The sequence below is a fragment of the Cesiribacter sp. SM1 genome, from assembly GCF_020178975.1.
GTDB lineage: Bacteria > Bacteroidota > Bacteroidia > Cytophagales > Cyclobacteriaceae > Cesiribacter.
The window spans coordinates 27,249-45,476 of record NZ_JAHXBU010000040.1; the positions used below are offsets into that span (position 1 = coordinate 27,249).

General features: G+C 49.2%; 17 protein-coding genes. 7 read left to right on the top strand and 10 right to left on the bottom strand.

From position 1 onward, the window contains the following. Positions 1-25: 25 nt before the first annotated feature. Both KWJ01_RS05210 and KWJ01_RS05215 read left to right on the top strand, forming a co-directional pair. Positions 26-2,428, top strand: coding sequence for a glycoside hydrolase family 127 protein (locus KWJ01_RS05210; RefSeq protein WP_224995364.1), 2,403 nt, complete (start codon positions 26-28; stop codon positions 2,426-2,428). A gap of 115 nt (positions 2,429-2,543) precedes the next feature. Then, the gene (locus KWJ01_RS05215; protein ID WP_224995365.1) at positions 2,544-3,488 is read left to right on the top strand and encodes a glycoside hydrolase family 43 protein; all 945 of its coding nucleotides are present in this window, start codon (positions 2,544-2,546) and stop codon (positions 3,486-3,488) included. Positions 3,489-3,584: 96 nt separating this feature from the next. On the opposite strand, the gene KWJ01_RS05220 is transcribed toward KWJ01_RS05215, so the two are convergent. Both KWJ01_RS05220 and KWJ01_RS05225 read right to left on the bottom strand, forming a co-directional pair. Next, a complete protein-coding gene (locus KWJ01_RS05220; RefSeq protein ID WP_224995366.1) occupies positions 3,585-3,905 on the bottom strand; it encodes a hypothetical protein in 321 nt (106 codons plus the stop codon). 413 nt (positions 3,906-4,318) lie between these two features. Further along, positions 4,319-4,813 (bottom strand): DUF4199 domain-containing protein, encoded by a 495-nt coding sequence (locus KWJ01_RS05225; RefSeq protein ID WP_224995367.1) that lies wholly within the window; start codon positions 4,811-4,813, stop codon positions 4,319-4,321. Between the two features lie 133 nt (positions 4,814-4,946). On the opposite strand from KWJ01_RS05225, the gene KWJ01_RS05230 reads away from it, so the two are divergent. The 3 genes from KWJ01_RS05230 (at position 4,947) to KWJ01_RS05240 (ending at position 8,199) form a co-directional block, all read left to right on the top strand. Next, positions 4,947-5,129: a hypothetical protein gene (locus tag KWJ01_RS05230; protein WP_224995368.1), complete on the top strand. Its 183-nt coding sequence runs from the start codon at positions 4,947-4,949 to the stop codon at positions 5,127-5,129. Between the two features lie 109 nt (positions 5,130-5,238). Further along, on the top strand, positions 5,239-7,110 hold the full coding sequence (locus KWJ01_RS05235) for a M1 family metallopeptidase (protein ID WP_224995369.1): 1,872 nt from the start codon (positions 5,239-5,241) through the stop codon (positions 7,108-7,110). A 216-nt stretch (positions 7,111-7,326) separates the two neighbouring features. Next, positions 7,327-8,199: a HAMP domain-containing sensor histidine kinase gene (locus KWJ01_RS05240; RefSeq protein WP_224995370.1), complete on the top strand. Its 873-nt coding sequence runs from the start codon at positions 7,327-7,329 to the stop codon at positions 8,197-8,199. 77 nt (positions 8,200-8,276) lie between these two features. Here the strand turns inward: KWJ01_RS05240 and KWJ01_RS05245 are convergent, their stop codons facing one another. The 3 genes from KWJ01_RS05245 to KWJ01_RS05255 all read right to left on the bottom strand — a co-directional run bounded on the left by KWJ01_RS05245 (position 8,277) and on the right by KWJ01_RS05255 (position 11,052). Then, a complete protein-coding gene (locus KWJ01_RS05245) occupies positions 8,277-9,023 on the bottom strand; it encodes a ZIP family metal transporter (protein WP_224995371.1) in 747 nt (248 codons plus the stop codon). Continuing rightward, the gene (locus KWJ01_RS05250) at positions 9,017-9,793 is read right to left on the bottom strand and encodes a class I SAM-dependent methyltransferase (protein WP_370634655.1); all 777 of its coding nucleotides are present in this window, start codon (positions 9,791-9,793) and stop codon (positions 9,017-9,019) included. Before KWJ01_RS05250 ends, KWJ01_RS05245 begins: the two co-directional genes overlap by 7 nt. A gap of 206 nt (positions 9,794-9,999) precedes the next feature. Further along, on the bottom strand, positions 10,000-11,052 hold the full coding sequence (locus KWJ01_RS05255; protein ID WP_224995372.1) for an FAD:protein FMN transferase: 1,053 nt from the start codon (positions 11,050-11,052) through the stop codon (positions 10,000-10,002). A gap of 106 nt (positions 11,053-11,158) precedes the next feature. Between KWJ01_RS05255 and KWJ01_RS05260 the strand changes: the two genes are divergently transcribed. After that, positions 11,159-11,464: a GNAT family N-acetyltransferase gene (locus tag KWJ01_RS05260; RefSeq protein ID WP_224995373.1), complete on the top strand. Its 306-nt coding sequence runs from the start codon at positions 11,159-11,161 to the stop codon at positions 11,462-11,464. Between the two features lie 138 nt (positions 11,465-11,602). Next, positions 11,603-12,637: a Holliday junction branch migration DNA helicase RuvB gene (gene ruvB, locus KWJ01_RS05265; protein ID WP_224995374.1), complete on the top strand. Its 1,035-nt coding sequence runs from the start codon at positions 11,603-11,605 to the stop codon at positions 12,635-12,637. 178 nt (positions 12,638-12,815) lie between these two features. Here ruvB and KWJ01_RS05270 read toward each other — a convergent pair whose 3' ends face one another. The 5 genes from KWJ01_RS05270 to KWJ01_RS05290 all read right to left on the bottom strand — a co-directional run bounded on the left by KWJ01_RS05270 (position 12,816) and on the right by KWJ01_RS05290 (position 18,146). Further along, positions 12,816-13,298, bottom strand: coding sequence for a GAF domain-containing protein (locus KWJ01_RS05270; protein ID WP_224995375.1), 483 nt, complete (start codon positions 13,296-13,298; stop codon positions 12,816-12,818). Between the two features lie 129 nt (positions 13,299-13,427). Further along, positions 13,428-14,684 carry a tetratricopeptide repeat protein gene (locus tag KWJ01_RS05275; RefSeq protein WP_224995376.1) on the bottom strand — a complete coding sequence of 419 codons (1,257 nt, stop codon included), beginning with the start codon at positions 14,682-14,684 and terminating at the stop codon, positions 13,428-13,430. Next, the gene (locus KWJ01_RS05280) at positions 14,684-15,988 is read right to left on the bottom strand and encodes an AAA family ATPase (protein WP_224995377.1); all 1,305 of its coding nucleotides are present in this window, start codon (positions 15,986-15,988) and stop codon (positions 14,684-14,686) included. The genes KWJ01_RS05275 and KWJ01_RS05280 overlap by 1 nt, the downstream gene beginning before the upstream one ends. Positions 15,989-16,104: 116 nt before the next feature. Then, a complete protein-coding gene (gene ribD, locus KWJ01_RS05285) occupies positions 16,105-17,142 on the bottom strand; it encodes a bifunctional diaminohydroxyphosphoribosylaminopyrimidine deaminase/5-amino-6-(5-phosphoribosylamino)uracil reductase RibD (RefSeq protein WP_224995378.1) in 1,038 nt (345 codons plus the stop codon). Between the two features lie 185 nt (positions 17,143-17,327). Continuing rightward, complete coding sequence (locus tag KWJ01_RS05290; protein WP_224995379.1) at positions 17,328-18,146, bottom strand: J domain-containing protein; 819 nt, start codon at positions 18,144-18,146, stop codon at positions 17,328-17,330. Positions 18,147-18,228 lie beyond the last annotated feature (82 nt).

Consider the following 18,228-nt stretch of genomic DNA (forward strand, 5'->3'; position numbering starts at 1 on the left):
ATATAACAATAATTTAAAGTTTGCTATGAGTAGCAGGGCAGCAGTAATGAAGGGTGTAATGAGGGGCCTGCTGGTTTTACCGGTAGTGGTGGGAATCTGCGCCCTGGAAACTAAGGCACAGGATAAACCTGTAGAGCCCTTTCCCCTATCGGCCGTAAGGCTTTTAGACAGCCCCTTTAAGCAGGCCGAGCAAACAGATCTGGAATATATCTTTTCGCTCGAGACCGACAGGCTTCTGGCGCCCTTTCTTCGCGAAGCAGGCCTGCCCCCTAAAGCAAAGGGCTACGGCAACTGGGAGGCAACAGGTCTCGACGGGCACACAGCCGGCCACTACCTTAGCGCCCTCTCGCTTATGTATGCTTCTACCGGCAACCAGCAGGTGCTGGAGCGCCTGAACTACATGCTGGGTGAGCTGAAAAGGGCACAGGATGCAAACGACAGGGGTTATATAGGGGGCATTCCGGGTGGCGAGGCCATGTGGCAGGAAATTGCCAGCGGTAAAATAGAGGCCGATAATTTTTCGCTGAACCAGAAGTGGGTGCCCTGGTACAACATTCATAAGCTTTATGCCGGCCTGCGCGATGCTTATGTGTATGCCGGCAGTCAGCAGGCAAAAGACATGCTCATTAAGCTAAGCGACTGGAGCCTGCAGCTGGTATCAGGTTTAAGCGACCAGCAGATACAGCAAATGCTTACCGCAGAACATGGCGGCATGAACGAAGTTTTCGCTGATGTGGCTGCCATAACAGGAGATCAGAAATACCTGGAGCTGGCCCGCAAGTTCTCCCATCAGAAGGTACTGCAGCCACTCCTGGCCGGGCAGGACCAGCTCACCGGCATGCACGCCAACACCCAGATTCCTAAAGTAATAGGTTTTAAGCGTGTGGCAGAGGTAGCCAATGATGGGGCCTGGCAGGATGCTTCCCGCTTTTTTTGGGAAACAGTTGCCAATAACCGCTCGGTTGCCATTGGTGGTAACAGTGTGCGCGAGCATTTTCATCCTGCAGATGATTTCACGCCCATGATCACAGACCGGGAAGGGCCGGAAACCTGCAATACCTATAACATGCTCCGGCTTTCGAAGATGCTCTACCAGACCAGCAGTGATCTGGACTACATCGCATTTTATGAAAGAGGCCTCTACAACCATATACTATCTTCGCAGCACCCAGAGGGAGGTTTCGTTTACTTCACCCCCATGCGCCCGCAGCATTACCGTGTGTACTCGCAGCCCCATCAGAGCTTCTGGTGCTGTGTTGGCTCCGGTCTGGAAAATCACGCCAAGTATGGCGAGCTTATCTATGCCCATACCGATAACGAGCTATATGTAAATCTTTTTATTCCTTCACAGCTCAACTGGCAGGAGCGGGGGCTAACGCTTACACAGCAAACCCGCTTTCCTCATGAGGAACAAACGCTGCTTACAGTGCAAAAAGCTAAAGCAGGCGCTTTTACCATGAAAATACGTTACCCCGAGTGGGTAGCCAATGGGGCTATGAAAGTGCAGGTGAATGGCAAAGACTTTAACGTACAGGCAGCACCGGGTACTTATGTATCCATCAGCAGAAAATGGAAAAAAGGAGATAGGGTTGCTGTAACGCTGCCCATGCAGACCCGTTTGGAGCAGCTGCCGGATGGTTCGCCCTATTATGCCGTTATGCACGGACCACTGGTGATGGCTGCAAAAACAGGCACAGAAAACCTGGAGGGCCTGTTTGCAGATAGCAGCCGCATGGGCCACATAGCCAGTGGAGAACTGTATCCGCTGCAGGAGGCACCCCTTTTTGTAAGTGCCGACAAGGATATAGTATCAAAAATAAAGCCTGTAGCGGGCAAGCCCCTTACCTTCACAGCGGCCAGTCTTATCCATCAGCCCGAATACAAATCGCTGGAGCTAACGCCTTTCTACAACCTGCACGAGGCCCGCTATATGCTCTACTGGCAGCTGGTAACACCCCGTGAGCTTGATAGCATTCAGCAGGCAACCCAGGCGCTGGAAAGGGAAAAGATGGTGCTGGAAAAGCAAACCATTGACCAGGTTGCTCCAGGTGAGCAACAACCCGAATCAGATCATTTCTTCAAAGCAGAGGGCACGGAGAGTGGCGTACACCAGAACCGGCACTGGCGCCATGCCACTGGCTGGTTCAGCTACAACCTTAAAGATGAAAAAGGGGAAGCAGCCCTGCTGCGAATTACTTACTACGGCCAGGACAAAGACCGGAATTTTGATATACTGGTCAATAATACTAAAATAGCAACGGTTAAGCTGGATGGCAGCCATGGCGATACGTTTTACACAGTAGATTACCCGATTCCGGCTGAGCTGGTGAAGCATGCACCTGATCATACACTGGTAACTAAATTTGTTGCCCACCAGGGCTCAGTAGCGGGTGGCATCTACTATGTACGCCTGATGAAGAAAGACTGATCGTCCTGGTTAGGCCTTTTATGTAGGCCGCCGGGGCTTGGGTACAAACAATAATATCCTAAGGATGCTGCTACAGTGGCTTAGGTAAATTTTGAGGCTCCCTAAAAAAGCAGAAATGAGAAAGCTGATAGGTATTTATGTATTGCTGATGTTTTGTGCCTGTGCAGCGCAGGGGCAAAAAGCCTCGGGCGATGAGGTATTTATGTTCTCCTATTTTAAGGGCAATGGAGATGGCCTGCACCTGGCCTGGAGCACCGATGGCTATACCTGGTCGGCTCTTAATAATGATGCCATTTTCCTGAAGCCCCAGGCAGGCAAAGATAAGCTTATGCGCGACCCCTGCATAATACGTGGTAAAGACCGCCGCTTTCACATGGTGTGGACAGTTAGCTGGAACGAGCGGGGCATTGGCTATGCAAGTTCAGAAGACCTGATTAAGTGGTCGGAGCAGCAGTATATTCCGGTAATGGAGCATGAGGCAGGAGCCAGAAATACCTGGGCACCCGAGCTCACCTATGATGAGGAGCGTGATGAGTACATCATTTACTGGGCCACCACCATCACAGGCCTCTACCCCGAAACACAATCGCAGGAGGAAAATGCCTACAACCACCGCATGTATTACACCACCACAAAAGATTTCAAAACCTTTAGTGATACCAAACTCCTTTACGAACCAGGCTTTAATGTGATTGATGCCAGCATTGTAAAGGACAAAGGCCGGTATGTGATGTTCCTGAAAGATGAAACAAGAGAACCAGCTCAAAAGAACATCAGGATTGCAGAAAGCAAAGATGCACGCGGGCCTTACACTGCTGCCGGTGCCCCCATTACGGGTAACTATTGGGCCGAAGGGCCAACTACCTTAAAACTCGGCAATACCTGGCTTGTATATTTTGATAAATACAGGGACCATAAAATGGGAGCAGTGCAGTCAACTGATCTGAAAAGCTGGACGGATGTATCTGATCAGATCTCTTTTCCGGAGGGCATGCGCCATGGCAGCATATTTAAAGTAAGCAAAGCCCACTTCGATAAGCTTAAGAGCATAGAGCAATAAAGCCTGAGGGCGTATCCTTCTAATAACGCAACTATTTGTTAACCCGGGCTGCTTTTGCCCGGGCTACTAACAGCTTTATGGCGACTTGGATTAGACTTACCAAAGGTTGGCCGGCTGGTCTTTACGTTCCAGCCACAGTTTAAAGTCCTCACGGCTGAGGTTTTCTTCCATATAGTTGAACATATCCTGCTGGCGTATTGCCATAAAATAGCGACGAAAGTCTATAGAATGTTTACCTCTTTCATAGCCCAGCAGCTGGTACTGCCTGCTTATGATCTCAGGCAGGGAGTTAAGCCAGCCTTCATAATCTTGTTCTGATGGAGAGGAGCGCTGTACCTGGTAATAAGAGAATGCCACTTCACCTATGTGGAGGATTCTCTGGAAATCTACGTCAGCAATAAGAGTATTGGCTTGCATAAAGAGGTTGGTAGTAAAATTGAATTGACAATATTGCTTTTTCAGAAGGGAAAAAGCATGTCAAGTCAGGGGGCACCATCACATGCGTAAGTTCTAAAGATAAATGGGTGGCAGCAGTTGCCCCGCAGCCCCGCTTTTCTGCTGTTGGGCTGCAACGGCTTCGTTTTACCTCATCTGCAACTTTATGTTTTCTGCAATTTTAACAGGTTTAATAAGAATTGCTTAAACCAATGCAGCAGCGTTATTATTATATACGCCACTAGGGCTGCCCCGGATTGCCCTTGCTTTTTCAGCCACAGTAAGTTTCAATCATCAGTGCGTAAAAACCAGGGCTGGGTTCAGGTATTTAAGCAATCGATAGAATTGCTGGGGCATAATGCTTTTATTCCTTACCTCAAATAGAGCTGTTTTACCTAAGGATGCCGGTATCTCATAAAAAAGGAAAGTATGGCAGATACCACGGCCCCGCCCAGCAATGCTCCTCCAATTGACTGTAAAAGGTAAGATTCCATGCTAAAGTAGGCTTCTGCCTCGCGGCGTGCCACCAGCACATCAACACCCTGGGCAAGCGCCCTGCTCTCGGCATAGGTAATCATGTTGCTGAAAAAATCAGGGTTTACCCAGGTATGAAATACCCATTGTCCCACAACCCCAAAAACAGCAGCTACACCAGAAATGCATAAGCCAGTGATCAGGCCTTTGCTAAAATTAAAGTCGCGGGGTGCTTTAAGCTTTTCTTCACGCAGGCCATAGTACAGGCAAATGAGGGGTATTAACAGCGCCAGTAATGTAATTACCGGGTGAAAGGCAATATAATCTGTTTGAATACCTACCACATACTCCAGACTTATCCATAAAAAAGTTAAAAGAGCTGTTAAAAATCCCCACTTCAGTGCTGTTTTAGCCATAGTAATTTTCTCTTAAAATAGATACAATATTTTATATGAAAAGTTTAAAAATTTAGCATTTGTGCCTACTTTTGTTTAAGTATTAGCCAAAGCGTTCAATTCTCTTTACCTCTGCATCCATTCAGCCTACGCCATGAACCTGCGCCTTCTTCAGCTGCTCCTGATTATACTGGCATCTGTACTGCTTGGAGTAATCATCACCTTTTCACTTTTTTATGTTACAGACCCAAAGCTGGTAACAGGCAGTGCAGTTTTTATCCTGGCGCTCTTACTCTTCCTGGCAATACAATTGCGCGAAATAAAGGCAGAGCAATAACAACTGTTCTAAGCCGTTTCCTGTTTGGAAGATAGTTTATCCCTATATTTTGGATAATATATCTTTTTGTAGCTTATTTTAAGCTTTTACAAACCGTACAGGAATCACAATGAATAAACCTTTTCTGATCACTTCGCTGCTATGCCTGCTGCAAGTAGTTGCAACAGCACAGCCCGATCGCTGGCAACAGCGGGCGGAATACACAATGGCAGTAGAAATGGATGTTACGACCAATCGTTATACCGGCACCCAAAAGCTGGTGTACCACAATAACTCACCCGATACACTCAACAGGGTTTTTTACCACCTCTACTTTAATGCATTTCAGCCGGGTAGCGAAATGGATACACGCTCCCGCACCATAGAAGACCCGGACCCACGGGTGGGCAGCCGTATCAATGCCCTTAAGCCAGATGAAATCGGCTATCTGCATGCCCAGTCGCTGGAGCAGGATGGAAAGGCGGTTGAATTTACCGAAGAAGGAACAATACTGGTTGTAAACCTGGCCAGCCCGTTGCTGCCAGGCAACAGCACTACCCTTGATATGCGCTTCGAAGGCCAGGTGCCCCTGCAGATTCGCCGCTCCGGCCGCGATAACAACGAGGGTATTCGCTATACCATGACGCAGTGGTACCCCAAGCTGGCTGAGTACGACTATGAAGGCTGGCACCCCAATGCATACATAGGCCGTGAGTTTTATGGTGTATGGGGCGATTTTGATGTAAAGATTACCCTGGATGGCAAATATGTGGTAGGTGCCACCGGTTACCTGCAAAACCCTCAGGAAGTAGGCCATGGCTATGCGCCGGGCACCAAGCAGCCAAAGCTTAAAAAAGGTCAGAAATTAACCTGGCACTTTGTTGCGCCTAATGTACATGATTTTGCATGGGCGGCAGATCCCGATTATGTACACGACATGGTGCAGGTGCCAGATGGTCCTGTGCTGCACTTCTTTTACCAGAACGACCCTGCCTATGCCGCTACCTGGAAGCAGATGCAGCCCCTGGCCGTAAGGGCTTTTCAGATCATGAACCGCGACTTTGGTGTTTATCCCTACGAGCAGTACTCCTTTATTCAGGGGGGCGATGGCGGTATGGAATATCCTATGGCTACCATGATTACGGGTAAAAGAAACCTGCAGAGCCTGGTAGGCGTTGCCGTGCATGAGGCAGTACACAGCTGGTACCAGATGGTGCTGGGCACCAACGAAAGCCTCTATGCCTGGATGGACGAAGGCTTCACCACCTATGCTTCTGATCATGTTATGGATATACTTTTCGATCAGAACAAGGAAAATCCGCACACAGCAAGCATCCAGTCCTATATTGGCCTGGCCAGGAGCAATCAGCAGGAGCCCCTTACCACTCATGCCGATCGTTATAAAAGAAACCGCACCTACGGCATAAACTCATACTCTAAAGGCGCCGTGCTTTTAAGCCAGCTAAGCTACGTAATGGGGCATGAGCAGATGATGGAGGGCATGCGCCGCTATTACAATACCTGGAAGTTCAAGCACCCCAACCCAACCGACTTTAAGCGGGTGATGGAAAAAACCTCAGGCCTGGAGCTTGACTGGCTCTTCCTGGAATGGGTAGGTACTATCAACACCATTGACTATGCCGTTCGCGCTGTAGAAGCTGCCGAAGATGGCAAAACCAGGGTGCGCCTGCAGCGTGTAGGTGAGCTGCCCATGCCTGTAGACCTGGTTGTAACCTATGCCGATGGCAGCAAAGAATTGTTTTACATACCACTGCGCATGATGTGGGGAGAAAAACAGGAAGACCTGGGAATGCCCCGCACGCTGGCTGCAGACTGGCCCTGGGTATACCAGGATTATGAATTTGCCATCAGCAGGCCGCTTGCTGAAATAAAGCAGGTGGAAATTGATCCCAGTGGCCGCCTGGCCGATACCGACCGAACCAACAACCAGTGGTCATCAGCACCTGCAAGCAACAGCAACCCACAACCTAAAGCGCCGTAAGGCGCTTTTTTTTGTCTGCTTAGCTGCTCATCACGAACAGCTAATTGTCGCTGGGGCTGTATAGTGTTAGCGTTAGGCTGCTTAAGTGCGGAAAGTGTTTGGAACAGCAGGCCCGGTAAATAGTTTTTATTACAAGGGCGCCTGATTTTCGCTGCACAATTCAGCCACAAACAGAATTTTACAACCTAAACATGATGTATACGGCCCGCCTGAGCTATGAAAAAGTATAATAGCCTGCTGGAAGACCAGCTGCAGAAACATCTTCCTTCTGCTCCGGCTGCTGATCTGGAACCACTCCTGGAAGCAATTAGTAAGTCTTACGACCATTTTGAACAAGAGCGTGAATTAATAGAACACGATAAAGACCTGAATTCAAAAGAACTCCTGGAAGCTAATGAAGAACTGAAGAAGACAAATTCGGAGCTGGACCGCTTTGTTTACAGCGTATCGCACGACCTTCGGGCGCCTATTACCTCAGTACTGGGTCTTATTCAAATTACAAGAAATGAGCAGGACCCCGAAGTGCGGGCACAGTATTTTATGCTCATGGAGAGCAGCCTTCGCCGACTGGATAATTTTATTCATGATATCATAGATTATTCGCGCAATAACCGGCTTGAGAGCAAGCCGGAGGCTATTAATTTTGATGAGCTTACGGAAGAAGTTGCCGCCAGCCTGCGCTTTATGCCCGATGCCGATATTATAGCGCTTACTAAAGACTTTTCAGCAGAAATTCCCTTTTATACCGATCGGCAGCGGCTAAAGGTAATTTTAACGAACCTCATCAGCAATGCTGTACGATACTACAACCCCAGGCAGGATAATCCCTATATCCTGTTCAGGGTAAGAACCAGCGAGGAAAGTGCCTCTCTGGAAGTATCAGACAATGGCATTGGTATTGAAGAAGAATACCTGCCCCGGATTTTCGATATGTTTTTCAGAGCACACCAGGAGTCTAAAGGCAGTGGCCTGGGGCTTTATATTGTAAAAGAAACGGTAATGAAGCTTGGGGGCGAAATAAATGTAAGCTCTACCTTTGGAGAGGGTACCAGCTTTGCCATTACCCTGCCAAATAAAAGGCCACAGTAGTGCAATCTGCTCTACTCTACTCTCTAACTCTCTTTGCTATAACTATCAGATAAGATAAGAGACTATGGTAATGAGCCTTAGCCTATAAACTCCGTCATTGCAGCAAGAAAAGCCCCGCCTAAGCTTACCAGTAATTTGTGCAGGTTAAAATTATGCTCAGGGCTGTTCTCAAAAAAGATGGTTGTGCTGATGTGTAAAAAGCTACCTGCCACCAGGGGATAGATCCAGTGGGTCATAATATCCCAGCCGGCCTTATCGCTCTGGATAATTTCACTTACCACCAGCCCCGCCGGAGAAGCCAGGGCAAAGATTACCAGGAAGGCAATGGCCAGCCAACGTTTGTGTAACTGGTGCAGCAGTACCGACATAAGCGCAAAAGCAGCCGGTGCTTTGTGCAGTACAATGCCTGCCAGCAGGGTGTCGGTCTGGTGGGCGTGCCCGGTATCAGTAGGGTGGAGCAGCAGGGTGCCCTCCAGAAAAGCATGGATGCAAAGGGCTATGAGTAAGGTAGCCGGTGTTATACCATGGTGGTGGTGATCACTGCCTGCTCCATGCAGGTGCCCGTGTTCTACACCTCCCGATAAATATTCCAGAAACAACTGTAAAAAGAAGCCAGCCAGTACCAGAACACCCACATTACTGCTGCTGGCCCCAGAGCTGCGCATAAGCTCAGGCATAAGGTGCACAACAGTAATGGCAAAGAGGTAGGAGCCTGCAAAAACCAGCATCAGCTTGTATACCCTGCCCTCCAGCACTGGTATCCAGAGTACGGCTACGCCTCCTAAAATGGCAGTAACAAACAGGATGAGTATATACGTTAGCACCGGGCTTGCTGGGGTTTATTCTGTAATACAAAAATCATCCGTTCAGAGCTTTCTGCTACATAGGGATCCAGCGCATAATTGCCAAATGTTTCCACCAGCTGGAGCCCGGCTACCTCAAAGTAGGCTAAAAAACGCTCGTAGGTCAGGGCTTTTACCTTTTCCTGAAAGTGGTAGACTCTTCCACTATCTACAAAATGAATGTCTTTTATGATAAAGCCGCTATCACTAAGGTGGCGGGTAATTTTAAACTGCAGCCCTTCTACTTCTTTTTCTTCTTCCGATACCAGGTTGTTGAGCACATGGTAAGGGTTCAGAAAATCAATAAGTAGCTTTCCCTCTGGCTTTAAAGCTTTGGCAGCAGCACAAAGTGCTTTCTGATGATCGGCATCAGAATCGAAATAGCCAAATGAAGTAAAGAGGTTCAGCACATAATCGAAATAGCGCTCCCGGTATACCTGCCGCATATCGTGTACATCGAAGTGTAGGCGGTTATTTTCAGATTTTCGGGCAGCACGAATGTTCTGCTCGCTTAGGTCCAGGCCTGTTACATTAAAGCCTAAATGATTCAGGTAAATGCTATGGCGGCCTTTACCACAGGCAAGATCCAGAATCTTATCCTGTGGAGTAAAGCCAAAGTACCAAACCAGCTTGTTTATAAAAAATCGGGCGTCTTCCTGGTCCCGGTGTTTGTACAGTACATGGTAATAGGGTGAGTTAAACCACTCACCAAACCATTCTTTAGTGGCAGGCATCAGCTCTTCTTGTAACAATATTGCAAAAATATAAAAAGGGGAGGATATATAAGGATAAAATGCCAAAAACATGCACCTGCTGCCCCAGATACCAGATGGCTGTTACAGCAGGAGCAAAAGCGATCCAACATTCCGTCTGATGGAAACAGTGGGGCTGTTGAGCAGGCTTTTTTACTGGAGCAGAGCACTGGAAGCTGGGAGGGGGCAGTAGTATGAGCTGTTGCTTACTGGGTGGCTAAAACCTTAATCTGATCTTCGATCCCTGGCGATGCCCAGGTTTGTAGCTTCCCAGTTTCGTCGCTGTAGATGAAATAGGCCATCAGGTCTTTTTCTCTGTTCAACAATTCTTTTGCTTTGTCTACACCCATTACCATAAAGGCTGTGGCGTAGGCGTCGGCTGTCATGCAATCGGGAGCAAAAACAGAGGCGCTTAACAGGCTGTGCCGTACCGGGCGCCCGGTTACCGGACTAATGGTGTGCGAGTATTTAACACCATCTTTCTCGTAGTAGTTGCGGTAGTTGCCCGAGGTGGCAATGGCCTGGTTATGCAGCGAAACAATGGCTTGTGCCCTGTTTTGATCATCGGGATTTTCGGTAGGGTAGTTTACACCCACCCGCCAGGGCTCGCCGCGTTCATTTACTCCCCTGGCCACAACCTCGCCGCCAATCTCTACAAACATATTTTCAATACCCTTGCTCTTAATAAAATCTGCTACCACATCAACACCATATCCTTTGGCAATAGCACTAAAATCGAGCTTCATGCCTTTTTTCATTTTGCAGATAGAGATAGAATCGTAGAACACACTGTCGTAGTTTACCAGCAGGAGCAAAGAATCAACAACAGCATCGGGAGGCGTCTGGCGGCCTTCGGGCCCAAAACCCCAGGCATTTACCAGCGGTCCTACCGTAGGATCAAAGGCCCCGGCTGTTTTCCTGTAGATTTCCCGGCTTTTCTCCAGCACCGGGTAAAAGTATGGGCTCTCGTACTTCAATATGGCATCCCGGTTAAAGCGGCTGATCTCCGACTCCGGAATATAGGTAGACATAGACATATTAAACACCTGCAGCAGGGAGTCTACTGATGGTTTCAGGTTACGCCCCTGTGGGTCCATGTACTTTACCGAATAGGTAGTACCCATGGTAGTACCCTGCAGCGCAATTCTTTTTCCCTGCGCAGCAGAAGGGTCGCTCCACTGCCTGTAGCCCCAGATAGCCAGAAAAACTATTGCAAGCACCAGTGAATAAATGATATTTTTACGTTGATTGGGTGACACGGAATGATGATTAATTTTATAGCTTTAACGAATACCTTTTCTAAAATCATGCAAAGGTAACGAATGACTGTTGAAATATTCATGCGGCCTAAAATTGTATATTACAATGCCTGAACAAAACAATCATGTAGTACACCTGCCTGAGCAGAACAGGTTTGTCATTGAGTTTGAGGGAGCACCGGCCTACCTCGAGTATGAAATGGCCAGCGATGGTACTTTTATGATCATGCATACCGAAGTTCCGCCGGCACACAGCGGAAAAGGCTATGCCGCCACACTGGCAGAAGCAGCGCTTTTACATGCAGAAGAAAACAACATGAAAGTAATGCCCTATTGTAGCTATATGGCTACTTTTCTGCGCCGGCACAAGGAGCGTTACAAGGCTTTGGCATCGCCCGAGTTTGTTTTCTGAAAGACTTGCCAGCCTGCAGAAAAATAGGGTTTAGCTGCTATTTCGGGACTTTTAATGCCCCCATTTTTGTTTTAGATACGTGAAAGAAACTTGCCCTGCGGGTGAGTGGAATTTGCTGTTTATTTAGACCTTTACCTCATGCGAGAAGATTATTTGAGTGGCGATAGGGAAACGCTTTCCCAGGGCGAGCGGGATATAGAAAGAGCCCTTAGACCGTTGTCTTTTGAAGATTTTACAGGACAGGAAAAGATACTGGAAAACCTGCGTATTTTTGTGCAGGCGGCTAAAAAACGCCAGGAGCCACTGGACCACGTGCTGCTGCACGGCCCTCCCGGTTTGGGTAAAACCACCCTTTCGCACATTATTGCCAACGAGCTGGGCTCTAACATCAAGATCACCAGCGGGCCGGTACTGGACAAACCCGGTGATCTGGCCGGATTGCTTACCAACCTGGAGCAGGGCGATGTGCTGTTTATCGATGAAATTCACCGCCTGAATGCCGTGGTAGAAGAGTACCTCTACTCGGCCATGGAGGATTATAAGATTGATATTATGCTGGACAGTGGCCCGAACGCCCGCAGCGTACAGATCAGCCTGAACCCATTTACACTCATTGGCGCCACCACCCGCTCTGGCCTGCTTACAGCTCCCCTGCGCGCGCGTTTCAGTATAAACTCACGCCTGGAGTATTACGATGCCAAGCTGCTTACCACCATTGTACAGCGCTCTTCCAGCATCCTCAATACACCCATTGATGATGATGCTGCCTATGAAATAGCCCGCCGCAGCCGTGGTACCCCGCGTATTGCAAACAACCTGCTGCGCCGTACCCGTGATTTTGCACAGGTAAAAGGCACCGGCACCATTACACGTGCCATTGCCCAAATGGCTCTCAATGCGCTTGATGTAGACGAGCATGGCCTCGATGAAATGGACAACCGCATCCTGCAGACTATCATTGAGAAGTTTAAGGGAGGTCCGGTGGGCCTAAGCACTATTGCCACAGCCGTAGGCGAAGAGGCAGAAACTATTGAAGAGGTGTACGAGCCTTTCCTGATCCAGGAGGGATACATTAAACGGACCAGTCGCGGCCGACAGGCTACAGAGCAGGCCTACCGTCACCTGGGAGTTGTACCACCCTCGCACACAGGTGGCTTGTTTGAGGGGATGTGAAATGATTATTAGACGACAGACAATAGACCGTAGCGGCGGACCACAATAGAATTGTTTCTGTCTGTTTCACAATACAAAAAAGGCAGTGGAGAAAACCACTGCCTTTTTTGATTATTCTTATTTGCAGGCCATTGGGCAGGTACTCAATACTCACTACTCAATACCAAATACCTCTAAATCACACCCAATTCTCCACCAAACGCATGAGCTGTTCCAGGTATTTCTGGTCGGTTTCGCTGAAGTCATTGAGCTGATCACTGTCTACATCAAGCACCAGGGCCACTTCGCCCCCTTTAAAACCGGGTACTACAATCTCGCTGCGGCTGGCACTGCTGCAGGCAATATGGCCCGGGAACTGGTCTACATCTGGTACCAGTATGGTTTCTTTGCGCTCCCAGCTGCCGCCGCACACCCCTTTGCCCTTGCGGATACGGGTGCAGGCAATAGGCCCCTGGAATGGACCAAGCACCAGCTCATCATCCTTCACCAGGTAAAAACCTACCCAGAAAAAGCCAAAGGCCTGGTGCAGGGCTGCTGCTGTGTTTGCCAGGTTGGCGTACAGATCGCTTTCACCGCTGGTAAGGGCTTCAATCTGCGGAAGGAGCGACTCATATTTTTCAGCCCTGGTAGCTGTTTCGGAGATATATAATTCTTCTGCCATGATTAGCTATGCTTAAAGATGCAAAGGTACGTCAGAAGGCTTGTGTGCACAAACCTTTCTGGACAGCGGTACCTATAGTTTTAAAGCAAAACCTGCCTTAGTTATAAAAGACAGGCTATCATGCACTGTTTAACGCATGATTTTAGCATTGGCAATCCACTGGTAAGCCATAAAACCTATCAGGTAAACAAAAGATAAGCCATTGGTAAGGTTGCTGCTTAGCAGTGAAAGTACTACTGCACCAGCACCCACCAGCAGCAGGCCCAGGGTGTAGATAACCAGAAACCGCTTATCCTTTGGCTTATCGGGTGTATTCATCGATCCCAGCGGTACCATCATGCTGAATCCCAGGAAACCCAGTGCCAGTAGGCCATCATTGCCCACAATTGCCCAGCTGATAAAGCCTGCTACAGATGTAGCCAGTGCCATGCCCACATAGCCTGCCGTACGCCTGTCGCTTTCAGAGAGTGCATAGCGGCCATAGGGGTTCAGCATCAGGAAGAGATTGCCCAGGGGACCCAGCAGCCAGGAAGAAAAGGCGAACAGGATGTACAGCACAATCAGTGGCATCAGGAAGGGAGCCAGGGTTTCGTTCGCATCTGCAGCCGACCTGATGAACCTGAAGGCTACGTACAGCCCTATCAGGAAGATCCATTGATTTCTTTTGCTCTGGTTAGCGATCCAGAAGGCATAGCGCAGGTACTGGCGGTATAGCCAGTAACGGCCTTTCATGGCTTCGGTCATGCCTTCCTTTGCATAATCCAGGGTAGGGTCTAGCTGAAGTGCAGCTCTAAAATGCTCCAGCGCCTGTTTAGGATCGTTCTTTTCCAGCCAGGCCCAGCCGTAATTGGCATGGGTTATGGCATTGCCGGGATCCTGCTCCAGTGCCTTGTCAATAGTTTGCACAGCCTCCTGCTTGCGCCCCAGCTTAAAGAGTACCCTGGATCGTACATTCAGGCAGTTAATATGTTCGGGGTCAAAACTTAATCCTTTTTCTGCTGCCTCCAGTGCTGCCTCACGCTGGCGGTTGCTGAACAGGATGATGGCATGCATACCATGATAGTCTGGGTCGGTAGGGTCAAGGCTGATGGCCTGCTGAATGGCTTCGATGGCCTGCTTTGGCAGGTCTTGTGCAGAGAGCAGCCGGGCATGCAGGTAGTGGCTTGGCGCACTGGCAGGCTGCAGGTGCAGTACCTGGTGCACTACTTCTTCTGCATCGGCCAGCCTTTCCTGCTCCAGCAGTATTTCTGCCAGTATGTAGAGGGCGTACACATGCTCGGGTGTTTCGGCCAGTAGCTGACGGAGCTCCCGCTCGGCTTCGGCAAAGCGCTTGTGTTCGGCCAGTAGTTGAGCACGTTGCAGTGCCGGGTGCAGCTTTATTTCCATTATTTTTTAATGCGTAAATAGTCTAAGATATCATCGTACAGGCCGGTTTGGTTGGCATAGAGGGCATAATTGCGGGCGGTGTTGAACCACTCCTGCGTACTGGGCTTATGCTTGCCGGCCGCCTCCAGCAGATCGCGGGTGGTGATGGGTTCGGGCACGCCGGTGCGGAAGGAGCTACGCAGCTTTTGCTCTATGCAAATATCCACCAAGGCCTGAAGGTCTGCCCCTGAATAGTTTTCTGTTTTTTTGGCAACCGCCTGCAGATCGAGCTGCTGTGTGGGTTTATCGCGCAGCAGCAGTTGCAGAATGTTGGCACGGCCGGGGGCATCGGGTGGCGCTACAAAAATAATGCGGTCAAAGCGGCCCGGCCGCCTGAAAGCAGCATCGAGGTGCCAGGGCGCATTGGTAGCACCCAGCACGAGCACCCCTTCGTTGTCGCTCTCCAGCCCGTCGAGTTCAGAAAGAAACTGGTTAATGAGGTTACGGCCTGATGACTGCCGCATATCGGAGCGACTGGCGCCCAGGGCATCTACTTCATCAAAGAAGAGCACGCAGGGTTTATGCGTACGGGCAAGTTCAAAGAGCTGGTGCAGGTTTTTTTCGCTGTTGCCGATCCACATGTCCAGCACATCGTTAATGCCCACATTAATAAAGCGGGCCTTTACCTGCCCGGCAGTAGCACGGGCCAGGTAGGTTTTGCCACAACCGGGAGGGCCATAAAGCAATATGCCTCCACCTATTTTCTTGCCGTAGGCTTTGTAAAGCTCGGGGTGCTGCAGCGGGCGAATGATCTTCAGCTCAATTTCTTCTTTTACAGCCTCCATGCCGCCTACATCTTCGAAGGTAATCTTAGGACGTTCCACCCTGTTATCCTCGGCAGTATTTTCTTCAGCTTTGGCCTCATAAGCTGCTGCCTGCCTGAGCTGAGTATCCAGCTCTGCATCCTGCATGGAGGGGTTCTGCACCAGCACCTCGGCATATACATCGCGGGCTTTAACCAGGTCTCCGTCTTTTACAAGCGCCTTTGCGTATAGCAGCATTGCCTCCAGCGGAGGGTTGCTGGCGGCCATATCTTCCAGTACTACCAGTGCTGTAGAATATTTCTGCTGTGTATAGCAGGCCTGGGCTAAGCCCAGCTGTGCGCCTTTATCGCCGGGCTGCTGCTCCAGCACTTTTTTCCAGTGTTCTTCGGCTTTGGAGGCATTACCTGTTTCGGCAAACTTCTGTGCCAGCATGCGCCTTAGCGGCAGGTTATCCGGCGACACGAGAAGGGCTTCTTCCAGGTTCCTGATCATTTCATCCATAATGGTATTAGCTACAGAACCACAAGATAACAAAAGATTGGCTTTGCCTCTTTTCAGATGTAGGTTTTACAGTAAATTACCTTGCAGCTTTGGTAGTGCCGGGGCAAAAGAAAGAATCAGAATGGCTTCTGTACCCACCATTGAAGCTGGTTGTCGTGGATGCTTTCTGTTTTTAGCAGGTGCCCCTGCAGGCGGGGTGCTGCCAGCCCACTACCAAAGGAGTGAGGGGCAATAAATACCCGTATTTCATCCCACAGCCCTAATTCAGATAGCTGTGCAAACAGCTGTGGCCCGCCTTCTATCAGTACAGATTGCACACCACGCCCTTTAAGATCCTGAAGCAGGTGTTGCCAGAAATCAACAGAGGGTATTTTTTTGAAAATGAGGTTGTGTGCTTCCCGGTCCTCTTTTAGGTTGTAACAGATACTGGGGTGCGAGCCATCAAAAAGGTGCAGGCTTTGTGGCAGCAACAATTGTCTGTCGATGACCACACGCAGAGGCTGGCGCGGATAACCGGGCCAGTCGCGGTTGGTGAGCTGCGGATTATCGTAGCGGGCCGTATTGCGGCCTACCATAATGGCATCTTCTTCGCCTCGCCATTTGTGCACGAGCTGGCGGGCGTAGGCATTGCTGATCCATTTGCTGCTGTAGTCGCTGCGGGCCATGTAACCATCGGCGGTCTGCGCCCATTTGAAGATGATGTAGGGGCGGTTCTGTTCCACAACTGCAAAGAAGCGGCGGTTGAGCCAGCGGCCTTCTTTTTCCAGCAGGCCGGCTTCTACCTTTATACCGGCAGCCGCCAGCCTTTGGAGGCCACCGGCTGCTTTTGGGTTGGTATCGGCATTGCAGATCACCACCCGTTTGGGTTTATGCTGAAGTAGCAAATCGGTGCAGGGTGGTGTTTTGCCCCAGTGGTTACAGGGCTCCAGGCTTACATAAACCGTGCTTTGGGAGAGTAAAGATTTATCAGCAACGCTTTCAATGGCGTTCACCTCGGCGTGCGCGCCACCATACTGGCGGTGCCAGCCCTCGCCAATGATGCACCCCTGGTGTACCACTACACAACCCACCATTGGATTAGGGCTTACGTACCCCAGCCCAAGCCTGGCCAGCTCCAGGGCCCTTTGCATAAATAGCCTGTCATGCTCCTGCATATGCCGATAAAGGTAAAAGTAAAAAGGGGGAGCTGCAATTTTTAAAGTGGAACAAACAGGCCTGGCCTTACTATTCTTTTACCGGTAAAAGGTTGATAAAGGGGCTTTTGCTGCCTGAGCTATTTACCATATGCATTGATAGCCCTGTTCGCTGCTGTGCAGGAGTACATTGGTTTAGATGTTGACTAAACCAGTAACAGACTTGCGCAAATGAACATCAGTACTCCCGATACAAGCCCAAGGGAAAAATCAAGCTCGGGAGGAAAACGTTTGAGGCTGCCCATAAAAGCTGTCAGGAGCAGTAAAAGTGGAAGAAAGATAAAATTTCCGTAAATGGAACGGCCAATAAGGTACCGGGTTTCCCGCTTCAGTACAGAGGTAACATAGCGGGCTTTAGAAAAAAGCCTGGTTTTGTACACCAGCATATTAGGGTTGCTGGAAAATTGCATGGCCGCTTCTTTAGATACTTTCACCTGTTTACCCGACCATGTTTCAATTTGAGTGTGATCATGTATGGGATTACCCTTCTGCACAGAGTAAATGTTTGTTAAATACACGGCACGATCTCTTTGCAGGCGCAGCGGTAGCAAAAAATCGATGAGCAGCAAAATGCAGAAAACAAGTGCTATTTTACTAACGGTATAGGTATATGCCAGATAAGGCTTAACCAGTTCCCGCTCAGGCAGCGGGTTTTTGTAATTTTTATAAAAAGGTTTGCGCTTGTAGGCTTGCTGGGGAGAGGTGTATGCTACAAATGTATCCTGTACTTTGTCGGACCCACTGCTGTAATTGTTGCCGTAGGTTCTGATCCAGTCATAGTGGCTTCGTTTTTCAGGATTACTAAGTGTACGGTAAGCTTCGTTTAAATCTATAATGAACACCTCTTGTCTGCCGTTCGCCGCAACATCGGGATGGTGCACCTTTGCCAGACGCCTATAGGCTTTTTTGATCTCTTCCTGTGAGGCTTCCGGATTGATTTGTAGTATTCGGTAGTAATCTTTCATACACAAGTGCCTGTAAAGGTAAGCGAATTTGTGCAATTTTATCAGAACATCACAATTGTTTGGTAAAATTACACAATTAAGC